The following is a 21,457-nucleotide window of genomic DNA, read 5'->3' as shown; positions in this document are numbered from 1 at the left end:
GTTGTCGGTCATTCCGGGGCCCGCGAAGCGGGAGCCCGGAATCTCGAGATTCCGGGTTCGATGCTGCGCATCGCCCCGGAATGACCGACGTGATTACTCTCGTTCGTAAAGATGATCGTGCCTGACGCCGCGAACATGCCGCCGACGCCGTGGCAGACCGAAATCTTCGCGTCCTTGACCTGCGCCGGTGCGATGCCGCGCATTTGCCGCACGCTCTCCTGCAGCGCGTACATGCCGTACATGCCGGAGTGCATATAACTGAGGCCGCCGCCATTGGTGTTGAGCGGCAGCTTGCCGCCAGGACGGGTGTTACCGTCGGCGATGAATTTTCCGGTTTCCTCGTGCGGCATGAAGCCGAGATCGCCGAGGCCAAACAGCGGCAGATGCGCAAAGGCGTCGTAGATCATCAGGTGATCGACGTCCTTGTGGGTGATGCCGGCTTCGCGGAACGCAGTGGGACCCGCGACCTTGAAGGCGCGTGAGGAGTTGAACGTCTCCATCTGGCTGACCATCGGCGTTTCCACGCTCTCGCCGGTGCCTGATATATAGACCGGCTTGTTCGGAAAGTCCTTGGCGCGGTCGGCGGAGGTGAGGATCAGCGCGCCGCCGCCGTCGGTGACGAGGCAGCATTGCAGGATGCGGAACGGGTAGGCGATCATCCGCGAGTTCAGCACGTCCTCGACCGTGATCGGCGCCTTCATGGTGGCGCGCGGATTCTTCGCGGCCCATTCCCGCTGCACCACCGCGACCATGGCGATCTGCTCATGGGTGATGCCGTAGGTCTTCATGTAGCGCAGCACCGGGATCGGGAACATGCTGGGCGGGCCGTAGACGCCGTAGGGCGCTTCGAACTGGCCGTTGAGGCTGTCAGGCGGCGTCGAGCGCGGCAATTTGCCGATCATCGACTTGCCGCTCTCGGCGTGGGTAATCAGCACGGTCTTGCAGAGACCGGCCTCGATCGCGGCCGCCGCGTGGCGGACATGCAGCATGAACGAACAGCCGCCGACCGAGGTACCATCCACCCAGGTCGGTGTGATGCCGAGGTAATGGGCGATCTGCTGCGGGGTTTCCACGGCGGTCGCGATGCCGTCGATATCGGACAGTTTCAGTCCGGCATCGGCGATGGCGTTGAGCGCCGCATCGGCGTGCAACTGGATCTGCGACATGTTGGGGATGACGCCGAGTTCGGTGGTCTCGGCTGCGCCGACGACGGCGACTGCATTTTTGCGCATGGTGCTTAGCCCTTCGCCGGACGGAACAGGGGAAGGGTGATCTTGTCGTCGAGTTTCTCGAACGCGACTTCGAGCTTCATGTCGAGCTCCAGCGCCTCCGGCGTCTGCGGGCAGTCGATGATGTTGCTCATCATGCGCGGACCTTCGTCGAGTTCGACGACCGCGATCGCATAAGGCGGGGTGAAGCCGGGCGCCGCCGGGCGGTGGTTGATGACATAGCTGTAGAGCTTGCCCTTGCCGCTGGCCTTGAACACGCTGACCTTGCGCGAGGCGCAGGACGGGCAGAACGGGCGCGGCGGGAAATAGACATTGGCGCAGGCATCGCAACGCTGCAGGCGCAACTCGCCGGCCTGCGTTCCATCCCAGAAATGCTGCGTTTCTGGCGTGGGTTTTGGTTTTGCGCGCGCAGGCTCCGCCATATCGGCTATTCTCCTTGGGAGTACGGGCGTTCACCCGCTTGTTGCGATCTTGATGCGACATTGACCGATCTCCGTCAACGGTCCCAGCAGCGGTGCTGTCGCATGGCCGCATTCCCTGCGCGCGAGAGCGCTTGTATGCCAGCCCGTCATCGGAGATAGTCCGCGCCACGGTAAATCGCACAGGAAGTAATCAAGAACACCATGTTGAACCATCCGACACTCGCCAGCCTGGCCGCCGATCTCGACACTGGGCGCACCACCGCGCGCAAACTGGTCGAGGAATGCCTCGCACGGATTGCCGATCCCGCCGGCGAAGGCGCACGGACCTTCATTCATGTCGACAAGGATGCGGCGCTCGCCGCGGCAGATGCGATGGATCATCTGCGGAAAGCCAACGCTGCGCCGTCGCCCTATGCCGGCATTCCCGTGTCGATCAAGGATCTCTACGACATCAAGGGGCAGGTGACCCGCGCCGGCTCCCGCGCGCTGGAGGATTCCGCGCCGGCGGAGGCCGATGCGCCTGTGGTGGCGCGGCTGCGCCGGGCCGGCTTCATCGTGATCGGCCGCACCAACATGACCGAATTCGCCTATTCCGGCATCGGCATCAATCCGCATTACGGCACGCCGAAGAGCGTGTGGAATCGCAGCGTCGGCCACGTGCCCGGCGGCTCGTCCTCAGGTGCGGCGGTCTCGATCGCCGATCGCATGGCCCATGGCGCGCTCGGCACCGATACCGGCGGCTCGTGCCGGATTCCGGCGGCTTATAATGGCATCGTCGGCTACAAGCCGACGCAAAGCCGCGTGCCGCTTGATGGCGGCGTGCCGTTGTCGTTCTCGCTCGACAGTTTTGGGCCGCTGGCGCGCAGTGTCGATTGTTGCGCGGTGCTGGACGCCGTGCTTGCGGATAATGCCGTGCAGCCATTGCCGCCGCGCCCGGTCAAGGGCATGCGGCTGGCGGTGCCGACCACGATCGCGCTGGATGATCTTGACGCAGACGTCGCAAAGACCTTCGAGCGTGCGCTGGAAACGCTGTCGCGGCAGGGCGCGTTGATCGAGCGGATCGAGGTGCCGGAATTTCACGATATCGGCGTCATGAACAGCAAGGGAGGTTTTGCCGCCGCCGAGAGCTACGCCTGGCACCGCTACCTGCTCACCAGCAAAGGCGATGTCTACGACCCTCGCGTCCGCGTCCGCATCCTGCGCGGCGAAAGCATCAGCGCGGCCGACTATATCGACATCCTGAAGGCGCGCCGTTCGTTCATTACGCGAACGGAACAGCGCATCGCGCCCTATGACGCGCTGGTGCTGCCGACAACAGCGAATACGCCGCCCAGGATCGCCGAGCTCGCCGACGACCAGGCCTTCGCCACCCAGAATTTGCGTTCTTTGCGCAATTGCACGCTGATCAACATGCTCGACGGCTGTGCGATCTCGCTGCCGGCGCATCGCGAAGGTGAGGTGCCGGTCGGGCTGATGCTGGCTGCCGCAGGCGGATCGGACCGCCGCGTTTTCGAATTGGCTGCCGGAATGGAGAATATCATCCGTGTTTGATTTGACCTTCAACGTCGACGACAAGGGTATGTTGACGCCGCTGACGCTTGCGATCGACCACGCCGTGATCGCCGGCTGGACCGGTCGCGATCCGGTGGCGCGCGACAAGCACATCGCCGAACTCGAAGCGATCGGCATCGCGCGGCCTGCGTCGACGCCGATCTACTACCGATGCTCGGCGCGGCGGATTACGCAGGCCGACCGCATCGAAGTCTCCGGCGAAAATTCCAGCGGCGAGGTCGAGTTCGTGCTGATCGGCTGGCAGGGCCGCATCTTCGTCGGTTGCGGCTCCGACCATACCGACCGCAAGGTGGAAAGCTACAGCGTCACGGTATCAAAACAGATGTGCGACAAGCCGGTGGCCTCCGTGCTGTGGGAACTGGAAGACGTCATCGCGCATTGGGACCGGCTGATCCTGCGCTCCTGGGCCGTCATCGACGGCGCCCGCGTGCTGTATCAGGAGGGCACGCTCGATGCCATGCTGCCGGTTAAGGAGCTGATTGAGCGCGGTTTCGGGGCCAAGGGCCTGCCCGACGGCTGCGCCATGTTCGGCGGCACGTTTGCAGCCAAGGGCGGCATCCGCCCGGCTGATCGCTTCGAGTTCGAACTGGAGGATCCCGTGCTGAAGCGAAAGATCAGCCACGGCTATGATGTGATCACGATGCCGGTGCTGGGCTGAGGTGTCTCACCCCGCGAACGCGGGGATCCATAGCCACCGTCGTTTGTTGTTAGGACTAGCTGGAGCCACAGCCGCCGTATCACGACGGCCTGTGGTTATGGGTCCCTGCGTTCGCAGGGACGACGGCCTGCCGGAAATCGGGTGGCGCGCATCGGTGCCATTTGCGAAACTGCCTCCCATGAGAGCAACCGCGAGAGATATCGACCGTCCGCCCGACATCGCCGCCCGCGTCGACGCCATCGACTGGGCGCAGGCGACCGCCGACCTCGACGCGCAGGGCTGCGCCGTCCTGAAAGGCTTGCTGTTGCTGGACGAATGCGCCGCATTGGCTGAGCTCTATCCTGACGACAAGAAATTCCGCAGCCGGATTGTGATGGGGCGTCATGGCTTTGGCCGCGGCGAATACAAATATTTCGCCTATCCGCTGCCCGACCTGATCGCCGAGTTGCGGCCCGCGCTCTATGCGCGGCTTCACCCCGTCGCCAATCGCTGGAACGAGACGATGGGGATCGACATCCGCTATCCCAACCGGCACGAGACGTTCCTGAAGCGTTGCCACGCCGCCGGGCAGACGCGGCCGACGCCGCTGCTGCTGCAATATGGCGAGGGCGACTACAATTGCCTGCACCAGGACCTCTATGGCGAGCACGTGTTTCCGCTGCAGGTTGCTATCCTGCTGTCGGAACCGGGGCGCGATTTCACCGGCGGTGAGTTCGTGCTGACGGAGCAGCGGCCGCGGATGCAGTCGCGGCCTGAAGTGGTTCCGCTCAGGCAGGGCGACGCGGTCGCCTTTGCTGTGCATCACCGGCCGGTGCAGGGGACGCGCGGGCCCTATCGCGTTACCCTGCGTCACGGCGTCAGCCGGATCCGCTCCGGCCACCGCCATACAGTCGGCGTGATCTTTCACGATGCCAAATGAGTGCGGACTGAGTTGACTGCGGATTTGTTCGAGGCCGTTCCGGATGTGCGCCCGTCCCGCGAAGCGCTGGCGGATGGCGCGGTGCTGCTGCGCGGATTCGCCAAGCCGTTTGAAAATGAAGTCATCGCAGCGCTCCACGAGATCATCGCACAGGCGCCGTTCCGGCGCATGTTCACGTCAGGCGGTCACCAGATGTCGGTGGCGATGACCAATTGCGGCAACGCAGGCTGGGTCACGGATCATAGCGGCTATCGCTACGACGGCATCGATCCCAATTCCGGACAGCCGTGGCCGGCGATGCCGGGGGTGTTTTGTCAGGTGGCGGAGCAGGCCGCTGCTGCGGGCGGCTTTGAGGGTTTTGCGCCAGATGCCTGCCTGATCAACCGCTATGCGCCCGGCGCGCGGATGTCGCTGCATCAGGACAAGGACGAGCTGGATTTTACCGCGCCGATCGTATCGGTGTCGCTGGGGCTGCCCGCGATATTTCTGTTCGGTGGGCCAAAGCGGGCCGACAAGCCGAACCGTTACCGGCTGGAGCATGACGACGTCGTGGTCTGGGGCGGCCCGTCGCGGCTGTTCTTCCACGGCGTCGCCCCGCTCGCCGATGGCGAACATGCTGTCATGGGCCGCCAGCGCATCAACCTGACTTTTCGAAAAGCACGCTGATCTTCCTTCTCCCTTGTGGGAGAAGGTGGCATAGGCGGCCTTTGGCCGCCGTCTCTTAGAACGCCGATGCTTCGCATCGGCTATGGCGCCGGATGAGGGGTTCTCTCCGCGGAGACAGACCCCTCATCCGTCTCGCTGCCGCTTTGCGTCAGCGATCCACCTTCTCCCACAAGAGGAGAAGGGAAGGGGCGTTCCATCCATGGTTCCTGTGGTCTATGGTTGGCGGGCCGGGGGCCGACATGACCGCATCAGAGGTAACGTCCGAGACCAATTCCAGCGCCAACCGCGCCGGCGTCTACCTCGCCGTGCTGCAGCTGGTCTTCACGCTGGGCTGGACCACCTACGTCATCTACCTGCCAAAACTGTGCGCCGATGTCGGGATCGCGCCGTCATATGTGATCCTGATCCTGATGCTGGATCAGGCGATCTTCACCATCACCGACACCGCGATGGGAATTGCCGCCGACAGGATCGCGCCGTTCGTCGGCAAGCTCGGCGTCTTCGTCGGCGTCCTGACCGCGATCTCCTGCGCGGCCTTCGTCGCGCTGCCGTTCGTGGCGGGTACCGGGCCGGGTGCGCAGGTCTGGTTCATCGGACTGATCCTGATCTGGGTCGTGACGTCATCGGCCTTGCGCGCGCCGCCCCTGACATTATTGGGCAAATACGCCGCGCGGCCGGCGATCCCGTTTCTGTCGGCATTGGCGATGCTCGGTTACGGACTGGCCGGCGCGGTATCGCCCTATCTCGGCGTGGTGCTGCGCAATCACGACCCGCGGCTGCCTTTTGTGGTCTCAGGCGTGGTGCTGCTGATCACGACGCTTGCCTTGTCGAAGGTCGAACGTGACCTCGCGCAATCACCTCCCGCCGCGAAGTCACCCGCCGCGCCGGCAAAATCGCTTGGCCAGGTGCCGATGTTCTTCATTGCCTCGATGGTCATTCTGTCGCTTGGCTATCAACTGCATTTTTCCATCAACAGCACGCCGTTTTATCTGCGGTTCGCAAAACCGGATGAGCTGCCATGGCTGATGCCGGTATTCTGGATCGGCTTCAACATCGCGATGTTTCCGGCGAGCGTCGTGGTCAAGCATCGTGGCGGGCTGATCGTGATGGGCGCTGCGGGCCTGCTCGGCGCGCTGGCGGTGCTGGGCGCGGAAACGGCCGGCAACCTCAACATGCTGATCGCGGCGCAGTTCATTGCTGGTGCTGCGTGGGGCTGCATGCTGATGGCCGCGGTCTCGGCGGCGCTGGCGATCGGGGAGACCGGCGCCGAGGGCAAGGTCGTCGGGCTGGTGTTTTCCGCGCTGGCGCTCGCGACCTTTGCACGGATGGCGGCGGTTGCCGGCGGCCTGCAGAAATTGCCGGAATACGCGCCGTTGCTGCAATGGGCGCCGGTGGCGTGCTGGTCCGTCGCCGGTGCCGGCCTGCTGGTGATTGCGGCCTCGCGGATGCAGCGGAGTGTGGCGAGGCAGGTCTAGCAGTCATTCCGGGGCGATGCGAAGCATCGAACCCGAAATCTCGAGGTTCCACAATGTGCAATTGCACATTGGGGTTCGCGTCTTCGACGCGCCCCGGAACGACGGTGTTAATCTACGGTTTCGCCGGATGGATGAACGCCCACGGGCTCACTTCCGAATCCGTTGGCACCTCCACGGAAATCACGTAGGGCCCGCCGTCGGCCAGCGCCTTTTCCAGCGCCGGGCGGAAGTGATCCGGCGAGGTGACGCGCGCCGCGCCAACGCCGAAGGATTCCGCAAGTTTCACGAAATCCGGATTGACGAGGTCGGACGCCACCACGCGGCCGTCGAAACGCTCGCGCTGGTCACGCCGGACATTGCCGTAGGCGTTGTTGTTGAACACCAGCGTCACCACGCCGATCCCGAACTGCACGGCGGTCGCCAGTTCCTGCACGCCGAACATGAAGCCGCCGTCGCCGGTGATCGCAACCACCGGCCGGTCCGGATTGGCGACCTTGGCTCCGAGCGCGGTCGGGAAGCCCGAGCCGAGCGTGCCCTGATAGCCTGAGGTGATGAAGGTGCGCGGCTCGTAGATCGGAAAGCCGTACCAGGAGGCGAAGCCGACCTGTGACAACTCGTCGGTGACGATCGCATTATCAGGCAGCACCCCGCGCAGGATGTTCAGATACGCCATCTGCGGCTGAACCTTCTGGATCTCCTGTTGCGCTGCCGCCGTCGCCTCGCGGATCTCGCCGCGCCGGCCGCTGCTCTTGCTGTAGCCGGCCTTCTTCACGGCCGCCGCCAGATCGGCGGTACCGGCCTTGGCATCCGCGATGACAGCCGCGTCGGAGATGAACCGCCGCATCTCGACGGGATCGATATCAATGCGAACGGATTTCAGCCCATCCGGGCGATAGGGCCAGCGCGACATCGTCGGCAATTCCAGCCGCGTGCCGATCCCGATCATCAGATCGGTGGTCGGCCACAGCCTGTAGGCCGCCGCCATGGTCAGGCCAAGTTCATGGGCGTTGGAGACGATGCCGCGCCCGCTGCGGAACGCCACCACGGGGGCGTCGATCATCTCCGCCAGTTCGAGAATTTCCTCGCGCGCGTGGATCGCACCGCTGCCGACGAAGATCATCGGCCGCTTGCTGTCCTTGATCAGCGCAGCCGCGGCCTTGATGCGGTCGGGGTCGGGTTGCGGTGCGGGCAGGCTATCGAACACTTTGGCGGGTCCGACCTCGGCGCGCTGCGTGAACACGTCCCACGGCATTTCCAGCGAGGCCGGGCCACGGCGGCCCGACAGCATCTCCTGAAACGCACGCGATACCATGGACGGTGCGACGTCGGGATATTCGATGCGGTCGGCCCATTTTACAAACGTGCGCAACGTCGCGATCTGGTCGGGCATCTCGTGCAGATGGCCGCGGCCCTTGCCGAGAAACGCCGTCGGGACCTGACCGGTCAGGCACAGCACCGGTTCGTTGCAGCCGAATGCCGTGAGCAGCGCCGCGCCCGCATTGAGCACGCCGGGGCCGGGCACCACGCTGAACACGCCGGGGCGCCCCGAGGACCGCGCGTAACCAAACGCCATGTAGCCGCAGGCCTGCTCGTGCCGCGCGCCGATCACCTTCAATTGCGCCTGATGGAAGGCATCGAACAGGCCGTAGGTTTGCGCGCCGGGCAGGCCGAACACGGTGTCGACGCCATGCGCGACGAGGCCATTGACGATCGCTTCGCCGCCGGAAGTTGATTTCATCGTTCTGTCCAATCGCTTGCAGGGATTTATCAGGCTTCGTCGGCCACGCCGTTTCTGAGCACGCCGACCCCTTCGGCCTCAACCTCGATGACGTCGCCGGGCTTCAGATAGCGCGGCGGCTCGAAGCGCGCACCGGCGCCGGTTGGCGTTCCCGTCACGATGACGTCGCCGGGCACCAGCGTGGTGAAGGTCGAGAGGTAGTTGATGAGGTATCGGAAGCCGAAGATCAGTCGCCCCGTGCGGTCGTCCTGCCGCGTCTCGCCATTGACCCGCGTGGTGAGGCGGATGTCGGCGATCTGGCCTTCACCGGTGTAGGGCACGAGCCACGGGCCGAGGCTGCCGGTGGAATCGAAATTCTTCCCCTGCGTGACGTTGAACTTGGCGTGGCGGACCCAGTCGCGGATGGTGCCCTCGTTGCAGAGCGTGACGGCTGCGATGTGGTCCAGCGCGTCGCTCTCCTTGATATGCCGGCCGGCCTTGCCGATGACCAGCACCAGCTCGCCTTCGTAGTCGAGCTGGGCCGAGGCGCGCGGGCGCACCAGCGGCGTGTTGTGACCGACGAAGGAGCGCGGCGTCCGCATGAACATGCTCGGGTATTTCGGCGCGTCCTGGCCGTCATTGTATTCGGCGTTACGGTCCGGGTAGTTGACGCCGATGCAGATGATCTTTTCGGGCGAGGGGATCGGCGGCTGCCATGTAATCGCATCGAGCGCATGGTCCGGCTGATGCCGCGCCGCATCCTCGACAAGCTTCGTCAGCGCACCGGCGGCGATGGCTTCGCGCAGCGTCGGGTAGTCATTTGCGAAACGCGCCGAGAGATCGACGATGCCAGCATCGGTCACAGAGCCGTATTTCTGCGTGCCGTCGACGGTGTAGGTAGCGAGGCGGGGATGAGCCATTGGCGATCCGATCAATCCGCAATCGTGACGTCGGCGATGAAGGCCGGCTCGCGCACCGCCTGCCCGGTGAAGGGCGTGCCTTCCTCGAACCAGGAGCGCGGCGCGGGCGCGCCCCACAGCGTCTGCCGGCGCGGGTCCTTCAGCGACCAGCGCAGCGGCTCATGGTCGTGATCGCCCGTAAAATAGTCGCTGGTGTAGAGTTCGAGGCGATGGCCGTCGGGATCGCGGACATAGAGGAAAAACGCGTTCGAGATGCCGTGGCGGCCGGGGCCGCGCTCGATGTTCTTCAGGTAGCCGCTGGATGCCATGATGTCGCAGAGATGCAGGATGTTCATCGCGGTCGGTGTCCAATAGGCCATGTGATGCAGGCGAGGGCCACGGCCATTGGTGATGGCGAAGTCATGGACGTTGCCCTTGCGATGCATCCAGGCCGCCGCGATGCGTCCGTTCGGGCCGTCCTCCTCGCCATATTCGGTCAGGCGGAAGCCAAGCCGCGCGTAGAAATCGACGGTGTTCTGCACCTCGGGCGCGAAGACGTTGAAATGGTCGAGCCGCTGCGGATGGCAGCCCTTGTAGAGGTCGTAGCGCCGCAGCAGATGCGGGCGCTTTTCCATCGAGGCGTAGAGTTCGAGCTGGAAGCCGGCGGGATCCGTGAATTGCAGCGTGCGGCCCTGGAACGGCTGCTCAACGAAGGCATAGGTGATGCCGTTCTCGGAAAAAAATGCGGCCGCCTTGTCGAGATCGCCGTCATTGCCGACCTTGAAGCCGAGGCGATTGCAGGCCGCGACAGGGGCTTTCCGCAGCACCAGCGAATGATGCTGGTGCTCCTCGCTGCCGCGCAGGTACACCGCCGTGGCGTCGCTGTCCTCGACATGGAGGCCGACGGTGTTCTCGTAGAATGCGCGGCTCTTGTTGAGGTCGACGACATCAAGCACGGCGTGGCTGCAGCGGATGATGTTGAACGGCGGATCGAAAATGTGTGTCGGAACGGGCATGTGGTTTCCTCGGATTTGTCATTCCGGGGCGGTCCGCAGGACCGAACCCGGAATCTCGAGGTTCCGGGTTCGCTTCGCGCCCCGGAACGACGGTGAGTTCTAGATTCCCAGCTTCTGAATCTTGTGCGTCCCGCGCGCGAGCGAGACGTGCTTGGTCTCCATGTAGAAATCGAACGAGTAATCGCCGCCGTCACGGCCGATGCCTGACGATTTCATGCCGCCGAACGGCGTCGGCAGATGGCGGACGTTTTCGGAATTGAGCCAGATCATGCCGGCCTCCAGCGCATCCGCCACGCGGAGCGCGCGGCCCATGTCGCCGGTCCAGACGTAGCCGGTGAGGCCGTACTGCACGCCGTTGGCGATCTCGATCGCGTCCTTCTCGTCCTTGAACGGGATCACGGTCAGGAACGGGCCGAACACTTCCTCCTGCGCCACCCGCATTTTTGAATGCGCGCCGGTAACGAGCGTCGGCTGCACGTAATGCCCGCCGCCGGGGCCGTCATGCGGCTTGCCGCCCACCGCAATGGTGGCGCCGTCCTTCTTGGCGACGTCGAAATAGCTGCAGACTTTTGCCAGATGCCGCTCATGGATCAGCGGCCCGATTTCGGTGGCGGGATCGAGGGGGTGGCCGACCTTCAACGCCTTCACTCGCGCCGTGAGCTTTTCGATGAATTTGTCGGCAATGCCCTCCTGAACCAGCAACCGGCTGGAGGAGGTGCAGCGCTCGCCGTTCAGCGAGTAGATCATGAAGACCACCGCATCCAGCGCCCGGTCGAGATCGGCATCGTCGAACACGATCACCGGGTTCTTGCCGCCGAGCTCGAAATGGACACGTTTCAGGGTAGGGGCGCCCTGCGCCATGATGGCCGAGCCGGTAGAGCTCTCGCCGACAAAGCCGATCGCCTTGATCGCGGGATGCTCGGTCAGCGCCTTGCCGGCTTCCTCGCCCATGCCATGGACGGTGTTGAGCACGCCATCGGGCAGGCCTGCCTGCTTCGCGAGTTTTGTCAGCAGGTCCGCCGTTACTGGCGACCATTCGGCCGGCTTGTGCACGACCGTGCAGCCTGCAGCCAGGGCAGGAGCGATCTTCCAGGTCGACAGCATGAACGGCGTGTTCCACGGCGTGATCACGCCGACGGGGCCGATCGGCACCCGGGTCGAGATATTCCAGTGCTCCTCGCTCGGCATGTTGAGCCCGTCCCGGGCCTCGGCACACTTGTCAGCAAAGAAGCGAAAATTCTCCGCCGCCCGGATCGCGGCCTTGGCCATGAAGCGATGGGCTTGCCCGGTGTCGATGCATTCGAGCACCGCGATGTCGTCGGCATGGTCCTCGATGGCGTCCGCCACGCGATGCAGCAATTTCTTCCGCGCCGCCGCCGGCATGTCGCGCCAGGATTTGAAGGCGGTCGCGGCTGCGGTTGCGGCACGGTCGATGTCTTCGGCATTGCCGCGCGCCACCGACGCCAGCACCGCACCATCCACGGGAGACTTCGTCTCGAACGTCTGGCCGGAGACCGACGGCACGGTCTTGCCGTCGATCATGTGGCCGATGGCCTCGCTCTTCAGCTTGGCCAGCAGGGGGGCTGCGCGGTCGCGGTTGGCCTGAAACAGGTCCTTCGGTGTCGCCTTATCCATTGAGAACCTCCACTTTCAGAGCTTCGTGGATGTTGTTGCGTTTCCAGCTGGTTTCCTTGTCGTTGATCTGCATGTCGAACGACAGCGCGAACTTTTGGTTCGCGAACACCGGATCGAGATAGGCCGACAGGGCCTTGAATATATGCTCGCCCGCCTTCTTGCGGGTGGCGAGGTCGCGGCCTTCGCCGAGCCGCAGCACCATGTCGAGAAAGCTGTAATTCTGGCGGCCGTCGGCGATCGCATAGTGCTCGCACCTGACGGCGCGGACGCGAATACCTCCGAGCGGGAAGATGCCGGTCTCGACCGCGGCCTTGCGAACCAGCTCCACGACCGCGCCCATGTCGACGCGCCCGTCGAGATTGCCTGAATATTCAATCGTGAAGTGCGGCATGTTGCGATGACTCCAGCTCTCTTAACGCGTCAGGCGAAGTAGCAGCTCACGGAACCGTAAGGTCCATAGTCCGCCTGGATCGTGTCGCCCTTGCGGGTCTCGATCGGGCGAATGAACGACCCCGCCAGCACCACCTGTCCGGCTTCCAGCGCCAGCCCGTTCGGCGCGATCTTGTTGGCAAGCCAGGCGACTGACGTGGCGGGATGATTGAGAACGCCGGCCGCAAGCCCGGTTTCCTCGAGCTGGCCGTTGCGGAAGCAGAGCGCCCCGATCCAGCGCAAATCGGCGTCCATCGGCCGGATCGGGCGGCCGCCGAGCACAATGCCGGCATTCGCGGCGTTGTCGGCGATGGTATCAAAAATCTTCCGGGTGGATTTGGTTTGCGGGTCGACGCGTTCAACCCGCGTATCGAGAATCTCCAGCGCTGGCACCACAAAATCGGTGGCGTTGAGCACGTCGAACATCGTGCAGTCCGGTCCCGAAAGCCGCGACTTCATCACGAAGGCGAGTTCGGCCTCGACGCGGGTAGCGATGAAACGGTCCGATGGCACCAGCCCGCCATCGGCGAAGAACATGTCGTCGAGCAGGATGCCGGAATCGGGCTCGTCGATGTTAAGCGCGCTCTGCATCGCCTTCGAGGTCAGGCCGATCTTGTGGCCCTTCACGACACGCCCTTGGGCTACTTTCATATCGACCCAAGCCTTCTGAATAGCGTAGGCGTCTTCGATGCTTATGCCGGGATGTTCGAGCGAAAGCTGCCGGATCTGTTTCCGGGTCTTTTCGGCGCGATCGAGCCGTTCGGCGGACTTGCGGATTTCGTCCTGGGAAAGGGCCATATGCATTCGCAAAAAGAGGGTGCTGAAATATGTTTAACATGTTAAGTGATATCGCGCAAACTGATTTGGTGCTTGTTGCAACGCAAAACTTTATCCTTCTCTCGATCAACGATTCCTGATGGCGGACGACTGAAGATGGCAGCCAAGAAATCGCCGGACGGATCGCATGGGGGCGCCGGCAAAGCGGGCGAGATGCGTGGCGTACCGATGCGCGAATTCTCCCGCTCGCTGCCGATGTCGCTTCTGCGTGCGCGCGAAGCCGTGATGCGCCAGTTCCGTCCGTCCTTGCGCAACCATGGGCTGACCGAGCAGCAGTGGCGGATCCTGCGCGCGCTGACGGCGGTGGATACCATCGAGGTCACGGAGCTGGCGCGCGTCGCGTTTTTGCTGGGACCGAGCCTGTCGCGAATCCTGCGCGACCTCGAGGCGCGCGATCTGATCGAGCGGCGGACCGCCGAGGCCGATCTGCGCCGCGGCGTGGTGTCGATCTCGCCCAAGGGGCTGAAGCTGATCGAGGCCGTCGCGCCGACCTCGGAAGCAATCTACGCCGAGATCACCAATCGCTACGGCGCGCGCAAGCTCGCCGAGCTACAGGACATGCTGGCCGAGCTCGAACGTGGCCTTGCGGAAATGGAAGTGGCCGGTGAGGCAGAGGCTGATACCGACGAGTAAACGCAAATTTGCATGAAGCTACCGGCCCGATGCATAACGGCCGCGCAAATGATTGCAATCATTTGTCTAATGGTGGACACGCGCGCGATTTTTCGCTCAAAGTGCCGGCCAAGCCGGTCATCAAAACCGGTGTGGGAGTTCCAGGGTTTGCCGCTGATATCGCCGGCTTTCCCGGTGCAAGGTCAGGGCTGAAATCCGAAAATGGTCACCATCCAACTCAACAATCTGATCGATTTCGTCGCAGAGGTGTTTTCCCATTCGGAATCCTCGCCCGAGGAAGCCCGGCGCATCGCGACCTATCTGACGACGGCCAATCTCACCGGCCATGACAGCCACGGTGTGATCCGGGTTCCGGTCTATATCCGCTGGAAGAAGACCGGCAACGTCGTTCCCAACCAGACCCCCGAGATCGTCGTCGATACGCCGTCGCTCGCCGTGGTCGATGGCAAGTTCGGCTATGGCCAGACCGTGACGCCGTTCGCGGTGCGGACCGGCATCGAGAAATGCAAGAAGGCGGGGTTGTCGGCGATTGCGCTGCGCAACGCCGGACACATCGGCCGCGTCGGCGACTGGGCCGAAATGGCCGCCGCCGAAGGGCTGGTGTCGGTCCACTTCGTCAACGCCGCGGGCTCGCTCTTGGTCGCGCCATTTGGCGGCGTGCAGAAGCGGCTCTCGACCGCGCCTTATTGCGTCGGCATTCCGCGCAAGGGGCAGGACCCGATCGTGCTCGATTTCGCCACCTCGATTGTCGCCGAGGGCAAGGTGCTGGTGGCGAGCCGTGGCGGCAAGAAGCTGCCGACCGGTGCGCTCGTTGATGCCGATGGCACGCTGAGCGAGGAGCCGTCCGTGCTCTATGGTCCCTACACGCCGGATGGGCCGCGCGACCATACCAAGGGCACCGGTGCGATCCGCGCGTTCGGCGAGCACAAGGGATCGGGGCTGGCCTTCATCTGCGAGCTGCTCGGCGGCGCGCTGACTGGTACCGGCGCCACCTCGGGCGGCCGCCAGTTCGCCAATGGCATGCTCGCCTTCTATGTCGACCCCAAGGTGATCGACACCACTGGCTACTTCGACGACGAAATCTCGCGCTACACCGACTTCATCCGGAAGACCAAGCCGATCACTGGCGTCGATGCCGTGCTGGTCCCCGGCGACCCCGAACGCAAGACACGCGCCGAGCGCACCAGGAACGGCGTACCGCTGCCGGATGACACCTGGGCTGCGATCGTCAACACCGCCCGCGAGGTCGGCGTCAGCGAGGCCAGCATCCAGCGCGCCACCAGCTAATCAACTCCGCGAACTCCAACAATCGTAACGATCACAAAGGGAAAGCGATCAATGGCTACCAACAACGTCAAGAAAGCATGGGCCTCCGGCAAGGCCGTGGTAAACGCGTGGCTCGCGATTCCATCCGGCTTCTCTGCCGAAGTGATCGCGCAATGCGGCTTCGACAGCGTCACCGTCGACATGCAGCACGGCGTGCAGGATTATCTGTCGATGGTGCAATGCTTCCAGTCGATGCACGCCCATCCCGTGACCCCGATGGTCCGCGTGCCCTGGAACGAGCCCGGCATCATCGGCAAGGTGCTTGACGGCGGCGCCTATGGCGTGATTTGCCCGATGGTCAACACCCCGCAGGAAGCCAAGAACCTCGTCTCCTACGCCAAATATCCGCCGAAGGGCGTCCGCTCCAACGGTCCGATCCGCGCCGGCATGTACGGCTCGGCCGGCACCTATCAGCAGACGGCGAACGATGAGATCGTGCTGCTGCCGATGATGGAGACCAGGACCGCGGTCGAGAACATGGAAGCGATCCTCGACGTCGAAGGCATCGACGGCGTCTATATCGGCCCGTCCGATCTCGGCTTCTCCTACGGCCTGGTGCCGAAGCTCGACCGCGACGAGCCGGAAATCCTCAAGATCTATGAGAAGATCGTCAAGGAATGCGGCAAGCGCGGCCTCAATCCCGGCATCCACTGTTCCGGCGCCGAAGGCGCGGTGCGCGCCATCAACATGGGCTTCAAGCTCGTGACGCTCTCGAACGAAGTCGGGCTGATGTCGACCTACGCCAGGATGCAGGTGAACCAGACCCGCAAGGATTCGGCCGGGAAGGCGTAAGCTCTTACTTCTCCCTCGCCCCGCTCTTGCGGGGAGAGGGCGGGGTGAAGGGCCTCTATCCGCGAATGCTGTGTTAGCGTTTGACATTGTGCCATGCCCCTCACCCGAATTCTCGCGTTGCGAGAATTCGACCTCTCCCCGTAAAGGACGGGGAGAGGTGAGCGAACCAAGGAGACACCCAAATGACCCCGGCCCCCGTCATCCGCCTGCACCCCGACGACGGCGTCTTGATCGCGCGCGCGAGCCTGCCGCCGGGCATGGTGGTGGCGGACGGCGTGACTACAACCGAGCGGATCCCGGCCGGTCATAAGGTTGCGATCAAACCGATTGCCGTGGGCGAGCCGGTGCGCCGCTACGGCCAGATCATCGGCTTTGCCACCGCGCCGATCGCGCCGGGCCAGCACGTTCATACACAAAACTGCGGCATGGGCGATTTCGCCAAGGATTATGCGTTCGGCGTCGACGTCAAGCCGGTGCCGAATTTCGATCTGCCGGCAACCTTCGACGGCATCCGCCGCGCCGACGGGCGGGTGGCGACGCGCAACTATATCGGCATCCTCACCTCGGTGAATTGCAGCGCCCATGTCGCCGGCATCGTCGCCGACATGTTCAAGAAGAATCCATTTACCGGCGATAACCCGCTGGCCGATTTCCCGAATGTCGACGGCGTAGTGGCGCTGACCCACAAGACCGGCTGCGGCATGACGCAGGACGAGCCGCTGGCGCTGCTGCGCCGGACGCTCGGCGGTTACGCGCGGCATGTGAATTTCTCCGCCGTCGTCGTGCTGGGCCTCGGCTGCGAGGTCAACCAGATCGGCGGCCTGATGCAGGAACAGAAACTCGCTGGCCGCTTGCGCGCGATGGACATCCAGGAAGTCGGCGGCACCCGCAAGACGGTCGAGGCCGGGATCGCCTTCGTGAAGGAGGCGCTGACCGACGCCAATAAAGTAAAGCGCGAGCCGGTGCCGGCCAGCGAGTTGACGGTGGCGCTGCAATGCGGCGGCTCCGACGGTTACTCCGGCGTATCGGCCAATCCGGCCTTGGGTGCGGCGAGCGATCTCCTGGTTGCCCACGGTGGCACGGTGATCCTCTCGGAAACTCCGGAGACCTACGGCGCCGAGCATCTGTTGACGCGCCGCGCGGTCAGCCGCGAAGTCGGCGAAAAGCTCGTCGGGCTGATGCGCTGGTGGGAGGAATACACCAGGCGCGAGGGCGCCGAGATGAACGCCAATCCGAGTCCGGGCAACAAGGCCGGCGGCCTGACCACGATCCTGGAAAAATCATTGGGCGCGATGGCCAAGGCCGGCAGCACCAATCTGGTCGACGTGCTCAATTACGCCGAACCCATCACCAAGAAGGGTTTTGTCTTCATGGACACGCCCGGCTACGACCCGGTGGCGGCCACGGGCCAAGTGGCCGGCGGCGCCAATCTCGTCTGCTTCACCACGGGCCGCGGCAGCGTGTTCGGCTGCAAGCCCGCGCCATCGATCAAGCTTGCGACCAACACGCCGATGTACAAGAAAATGGAAGACGACATGGACGTCAATTGCGGCACCATCCTCGACGGCGAGGAAACCGTGCAGCAATGCGGCCAGCGCATTTTTGAGCTGATGCTGAAAACGGCATCCGGACAGCCGACCAAGAGCGAGAGTTTTGATTTCGGCGGCGCCGAGTTCGCGCCCTGGGTGCTTGGGGCGACGATGTAGTTCTCGCACTCCTCTCGCGTCGCCCCTGCGAACGCAGGGGCCCATAACCACCGGCCTTTGTTATTGCGGGAAGTGTCGACCAAACTGCCTTCCCGATAGATCACGCGGTATGGGTCCCTGCGTTCGCAGGGACGACTGCGTTCCGCACTTCCCGTAGGCACACCGTGCCCGTTGTTAATGCTTGATCCCACCCGGAACCGGTGTTCTGCTTAAAAAAGCCGCTGGAGTCTCCGGTCCGTGTCGATCTTCGTCGCACTACACCACGTCACGCACTACAAATATGACCGACCGATCGATCTCGGCCCGCAAACCGTTCGCCTGCGCCCGGCGCCGCATACGCGCACGCCGATCCTGAGCTATTCGCTCAAGGTCACGCCAACAAATCATTTCGTGAACTGGCAGCAGGATCCGCAAGGCAACTGGCTGGCGCGATTCGTGTTTCCGGAGAAGACGTCTGAGCTGAAGATCGAAGTCGACTTCACCGCGCAGATGACAGTCGTCAATCCGTTCGATTTCTTTGTCGAGAGTTACGCCACCTCTTTTCCGTTTCAGTACACCAACGATCTGAAGACCGAGCTTGCGCCGTATCTCGCCACCTCAGAGCAGGGGCCGCTGTTCGCGGCTTACTTGAAGGAGATTCCGCGCGAGGCCGACAGCACCGTCAACTTCCTGGTCGAGCTCAACGCGCAACTGCAGAAGAAGATCAGCTACGTCATCCGGATGGAGCCGGGCATTCAGACGCCGGAGGAGACGCTGGCTTCCGGCTTCGGCTCGTGCCGCGACTCGGCATGGCTGTTGATCCATATCTTCCGGCATCTCGGCCTCGCGGCGCGCTTCGTCTCCGGCTATCTCATGCAATTGCGTCCCGACATTGACCCGGTCGAGGGCCCGCGCGAGGTCGAAAGCGATTTTACCGATCTGCACGCCTGGGCCGAGGTCTATCTTCCCGGCGCGGGCTGGATCGGGTTCGACGTCACCTCGGGCATGCTGACGGGCGAGGGGCACATCCCCGTCGCCGCCACGCCCCACTACCGATCGGCAGCGCCGATCTCGGGTAGCGCCGGCTTTGCCAATGTCGAATTCGGTTTCGAGATGAGTGTCCGGCGCATCCGCGAGGCGCCGCGGATCACCCGGCCGTTCTCCGATGAATCCTGGGGGCGCCTCGATGCGCTCGGCGAACAGGTCGACGCCGATCTCAGCCGCGACGACGTGCGGCTAACCATGGGCGGCGAGCCGACCTTCGTCTCCGTCGACGATCTGGAATCAGCGGAATGGAACATCGCCGCCATCGGCCCGACCAAGCAGGCGCTGGCGGACGAGCTGATCCGCAAGCTGCATGCGCGTTTCGCGCCGGGCGGGCTGTTACATTACGGGCAGGGCAAATGGTATCCGGGCGAAAGCCTGCCGCGCTGGGCCTTCGGTCTCTATTGGCGCAAGGACGGCGTGCCGATCTGGAAAAACGCCGAGCTGATCGCGAAGATCGACAGCCCGCGCAAGTCGACAATCGAAGACGCGAAGGCGTTCATGGAAGGCACTGCGAGGCGGCTAGGTCTCGGTGTCGGCTATGTCATCCCGGCATATGAAGATCCTGCGCACTGGTTGCAGAAGGAAGCCGGGCTGCCGGTCAATGTCGATCCCAGCGACTCCAGGCTGGCCGACGCGGAAGAGCGCTCACGCATGGCGCGGGTGTTCGACGAGGGGTTGAACAAGCCCAAGGGATTCGTGCTGCCGGTTCAGCACGCGGGCGCGGACGCTTCCGGCTGGATGAGCGAATGCTGGCAGCTTCGGCGCGGCCATCTGTTCCTGATACCGGGCGATTCTCCGCTCGGTCTGCGGCTGCCGATGTCGTCGCTGCCGCATGTCCCGCCGGAAGAATACCCTTATGTCGTCGAGCAGGATCCGATGGAGCCGCGGCTCGAATTGGCCGTCGAGGACAAGGACGCTGCGGCAGAAGGCGTGCCTTCGAAAGTAGCACCGAAGCCGCAACCGAAGCCCAAGCCGGTACGCACGGCGGCGTCGGTCGAAATCCGCGACGGCGTGTTGTGTGTCTTCATGCCGCCGGTCGAAAAGGTCGAAGACTATCTCGAACTGATCGCGGCGGTGGAGGCGACCGCCGAGGAACTGCAGGTCCCGGTTCATGTCGAGGGCTACGGGCCGCCCTACGATCCGCGTGTCGAGGTGATCAAGGTGACGCCCGATCCCGGTGTCATCGAAATCAACGTCCAGCCGGCGCAAAACTGGCGCGAGGCGGTCGATATCACCTTTGGCCTGTATGAAGACGCCGCAAAAGTCCGGCTCGGCGCCAACCGTTTTCTGGTCGATGGCCGCCACACCGGCACCGGCGGCGGCAATCATGTCGTGGTCGGCGGCTCGACGCCGCAGGATTCGCCGTTCCTGCGCCGCCCCGACTTGCTAAAGAGTCTCGTTCTGTACTGGCAGCGCCATCCGTCGCTGTCCTATCTGTTCTCCGGCATGTTCATCGGCCCGACCAGCCAGGCCCCGCGCATCGACGAGGCGCGGCATGACGGGCTCTATGAACTGGAAATCGCGCTGGCCCATGTGCCGCCGCCCGATATCGAGGCCCCGTTGTGGCTGGTCGATCGACTGTTCCGGCATATCCTGGTCGACATCACCGGCAATACCCACCGTGCCGAAATCTGCATCGACAAGCTCTATTCGCCCGATGGGCCGACCGGCCGCCTCGGGCTGGTCGAATTCCGCGCGCTCGAAATGCCGCCCGATCCGCGGATGTCGCTGGCGCAGCAATTGTTGATCCGTGCGCTGATCGCAAAGCTGTGGCGAGAACCGCAACAGGGCAAGTTCGTGCGCTGGGGCACCGCGCTGCACGATCGCTTCATGCTGCCGCATTTCCTCTGGGAGGATTTTCTTGGTGTGCTCGATGAACTCAGGCAATCCGGCTACGAGTTCTCGCCGGAATGGTATTCGGCGCAGCTCGAGTTTCGTTTTCCGGTGTTCGGCCGCGTCCATCATGGCGGCGTCGCGCTGGAATTGCGTCAGGCGCTGGAGCCCTGGCATGTGCTCGGCGAAGAGGGTTCGGCCGGCGGCACCGTGCGCTATGTCGATTCCTCGGTGGAACGCCTGCAGGTCAAGGCAACCGGCTTCGTCGAGGGACGCCATGTCGTGACCTGCAACGGCCGGCGGATGCCGATGACGCCGACGGGGCGTTCCGGAGAGGCCGTTGCCGCCGTCCGTTTCAAGGCCTGGCAGCCGGCCTCGGGCCTGCATCCGACCATTCCGGTTCACGCACCGCTGACATTTGACTTGATTGATACCTGGAACGGCCGCTCGCTCGGCGGCTGCGTCTACCATGTCGCCCATCCCGGCGGGCGCAGTTACGATACCAAGCCGGTCAATTCCTATGAGGCGGAAGCCCGGCGGCTGGCCCGGTTTCAGGACCACGGTCACACCCCGGGCAGGATCGAGCCTGCGCCCGAGGAACGCACAAATGAATTCCCTTTGACGCTCGACTTGAGGACGCCGCTCCTGATCTAATCGGGAGCGGCGC

At 63.9% G+C, this 21,457-nt stretch carries 17 protein-coding genes and 1 pseudogene; 10 read left to right on the top strand and 8 right to left on the bottom strand.

Going from position 1 to position 21,457, the window contains the following annotated elements:
- Positions 1-98 precede the first annotated feature (98 nt).
- Both V1293_RS12170 and V1293_RS12165 read right to left on the bottom strand, forming a co-directional pair.
- A pseudogene (locus V1293_RS12170) lies at positions 99-1,232 on the bottom strand (thiolase C-terminal domain-containing protein); the annotation flags it as partial.
- Between the two features lie 5 nt (positions 1,233-1,237).
- Complete coding sequence (locus V1293_RS12165; protein WP_057863339.1) at positions 1,238-1,651, bottom strand: Zn-ribbon domain-containing OB-fold protein; 414 nt, start codon at positions 1,649-1,651, stop codon at positions 1,238-1,240.
- 201 nt (positions 1,652-1,852) lie between these two features.
- Between V1293_RS12165 and V1293_RS12160 the strand changes: the two genes are divergently transcribed.
- The 5 genes from V1293_RS12160 to V1293_RS12140 all read left to right on the top strand — a co-directional run bounded on the left by V1293_RS12160 (position 1,853) and on the right by V1293_RS12140 (position 6,941).
- Entirely contained in the window at positions 1,853-3,202 is a 1,350-nt protein-coding gene (locus V1293_RS12160) for an amidase (protein WP_334509729.1), read from the top strand.
- Positions 3,195-3,881, top strand: coding sequence for a DUF2848 domain-containing protein (locus V1293_RS12155; RefSeq protein ID WP_334509727.1), 687 nt, complete (start codon positions 3,195-3,197; stop codon positions 3,879-3,881). The genes V1293_RS12160 and V1293_RS12155 overlap by 8 nt, the downstream gene beginning before the upstream one ends.
- Before the next feature lie 178 nt (positions 3,882-4,059).
- Complete coding sequence (locus V1293_RS12150) at positions 4,060-4,800, top strand: 2OG-Fe(II) oxygenase (RefSeq protein ID WP_334509725.1); 741 nt, start codon at positions 4,060-4,062, stop codon at positions 4,798-4,800.
- A 12-nt stretch (positions 4,801-4,812) separates the two neighbouring features.
- Positions 4,813-5,466, top strand: coding sequence for a DNA oxidative demethylase AlkB (gene alkB / locus V1293_RS12145; RefSeq protein ID WP_334516708.1), 654 nt, complete (start codon positions 4,813-4,815; stop codon positions 5,464-5,466).
- A 239-nt stretch (positions 5,467-5,705) separates the two neighbouring features.
- Positions 5,706-6,941 carry an MFS transporter gene (locus V1293_RS12140; RefSeq protein WP_334509723.1) on the top strand — a complete coding sequence of 412 codons (1,236 nt, stop codon included), beginning with the start codon at positions 5,706-5,708 and terminating at the stop codon, positions 6,939-6,941.
- A gap of 112 nt (positions 6,942-7,053) precedes the next feature.
- Here the strand turns inward: V1293_RS12140 and V1293_RS12135 are convergent, their stop codons facing one another.
- The 6 genes from V1293_RS12135 to hpaH all read right to left on the bottom strand — a co-directional run bounded on the left by V1293_RS12135 (position 7,054) and on the right by hpaH (position 13,435).
- A complete protein-coding gene (locus tag V1293_RS12135; RefSeq protein ID WP_334509721.1) occupies positions 7,054-8,679 on the bottom strand; it encodes a thiamine pyrophosphate-dependent enzyme in 1,626 nt (541 codons plus the stop codon).
- Between the two features lie 29 nt (positions 8,680-8,708).
- Positions 8,709-9,578, bottom strand: coding sequence for a fumarylacetoacetate hydrolase family protein (locus V1293_RS12130; protein WP_334509719.1), 870 nt, complete (start codon positions 9,576-9,578; stop codon positions 8,709-8,711).
- A gap of 11 nt (positions 9,579-9,589) precedes the next feature.
- The gene (gene hpaD, locus V1293_RS12125; protein ID WP_334509717.1) at positions 9,590-10,573 is read right to left on the bottom strand and encodes a 3,4-dihydroxyphenylacetate 2,3-dioxygenase; all 984 of its coding nucleotides are present in this window, start codon (positions 10,571-10,573) and stop codon (positions 9,590-9,592) included.
- Between the two features lie 99 nt (positions 10,574-10,672).
- Positions 10,673-12,208, bottom strand: a complete 1,536-nt coding sequence (gene hpaE / locus V1293_RS12120) for a 5-carboxymethyl-2-hydroxymuconate semialdehyde dehydrogenase (protein ID WP_334509715.1) — start codon at positions 12,206-12,208, stop codon at positions 10,673-10,675.
- Positions 12,201-12,599 (bottom strand): 5-carboxymethyl-2-hydroxymuconate Delta-isomerase, encoded by a 399-nt coding sequence (locus tag V1293_RS12115; RefSeq protein ID WP_334509713.1) that lies wholly within the window; start codon positions 12,597-12,599, stop codon positions 12,201-12,203. The genes hpaE and V1293_RS12115 overlap by 8 nt, the downstream gene beginning before the upstream one ends.
- Positions 12,600-12,628: 29 nt before the next feature.
- Positions 12,629-13,435 carry a 2-oxo-hept-4-ene-1,7-dioate hydratase gene (hpaH, locus tag V1293_RS12110; RefSeq protein ID WP_334509712.1) on the bottom strand — a complete coding sequence of 269 codons (807 nt, stop codon included), beginning with the start codon at positions 13,433-13,435 and terminating at the stop codon, positions 12,629-12,631.
- Positions 13,436-13,570: 135 nt separating this feature from the next.
- On the opposite strand from hpaH, the gene hpaR reads away from it, so the two are divergent.
- From hpaR to V1293_RS12085, 5 genes are all read left to right on the top strand, one after another.
- On the top strand, positions 13,571-14,107 hold the full coding sequence (gene hpaR / locus V1293_RS12105) for a homoprotocatechuate degradation operon regulator HpaR (protein ID WP_442894234.1): 537 nt from the start codon (positions 13,571-13,573) through the stop codon (positions 14,105-14,107).
- Positions 14,108-14,308: 201 nt separating this feature from the next.
- Positions 14,309-15,394 (top strand): malate/lactate/ureidoglycolate dehydrogenase, encoded by a 1,086-nt coding sequence (locus V1293_RS12100; RefSeq protein WP_334509711.1) that lies wholly within the window; start codon positions 14,309-14,311, stop codon positions 15,392-15,394.
- 51 nt (positions 15,395-15,445) lie between these two features.
- Positions 15,446-16,225, top strand: a complete 780-nt coding sequence (locus V1293_RS12095) for an HpcH/HpaI aldolase family protein (protein ID WP_334509710.1) — start codon at positions 15,446-15,448, stop codon at positions 16,223-16,225.
- 182 nt (positions 16,226-16,407) lie between these two features.
- Positions 16,408-17,931 carry a UxaA family hydrolase gene (locus V1293_RS12090; RefSeq protein ID WP_334509708.1) on the top strand — a complete coding sequence of 508 codons (1,524 nt, stop codon included), beginning with the start codon at positions 16,408-16,410 and terminating at the stop codon, positions 17,929-17,931.
- Between the two features lie 237 nt (positions 17,932-18,168).
- On the top strand, positions 18,169-21,444 hold the full coding sequence (locus V1293_RS12085) for a transglutaminase family protein (protein WP_334509706.1): 3,276 nt from the start codon (positions 18,169-18,171) through the stop codon (positions 21,442-21,444).
- The last annotated feature ends 13 nt before the right edge of the window (positions 21,445-21,457 follow it).

Source organism: Bradyrhizobium sp. AZCC 1693 (genome assembly GCF_036924745.1).
GTDB lineage: Bacteria > Pseudomonadota > Alphaproteobacteria > Rhizobiales > Xanthobacteraceae > Bradyrhizobium.
Note: the sequence above shows the minus strand (reverse complement) of the source record. Positions and strands in the feature narration are given on the sequence as shown.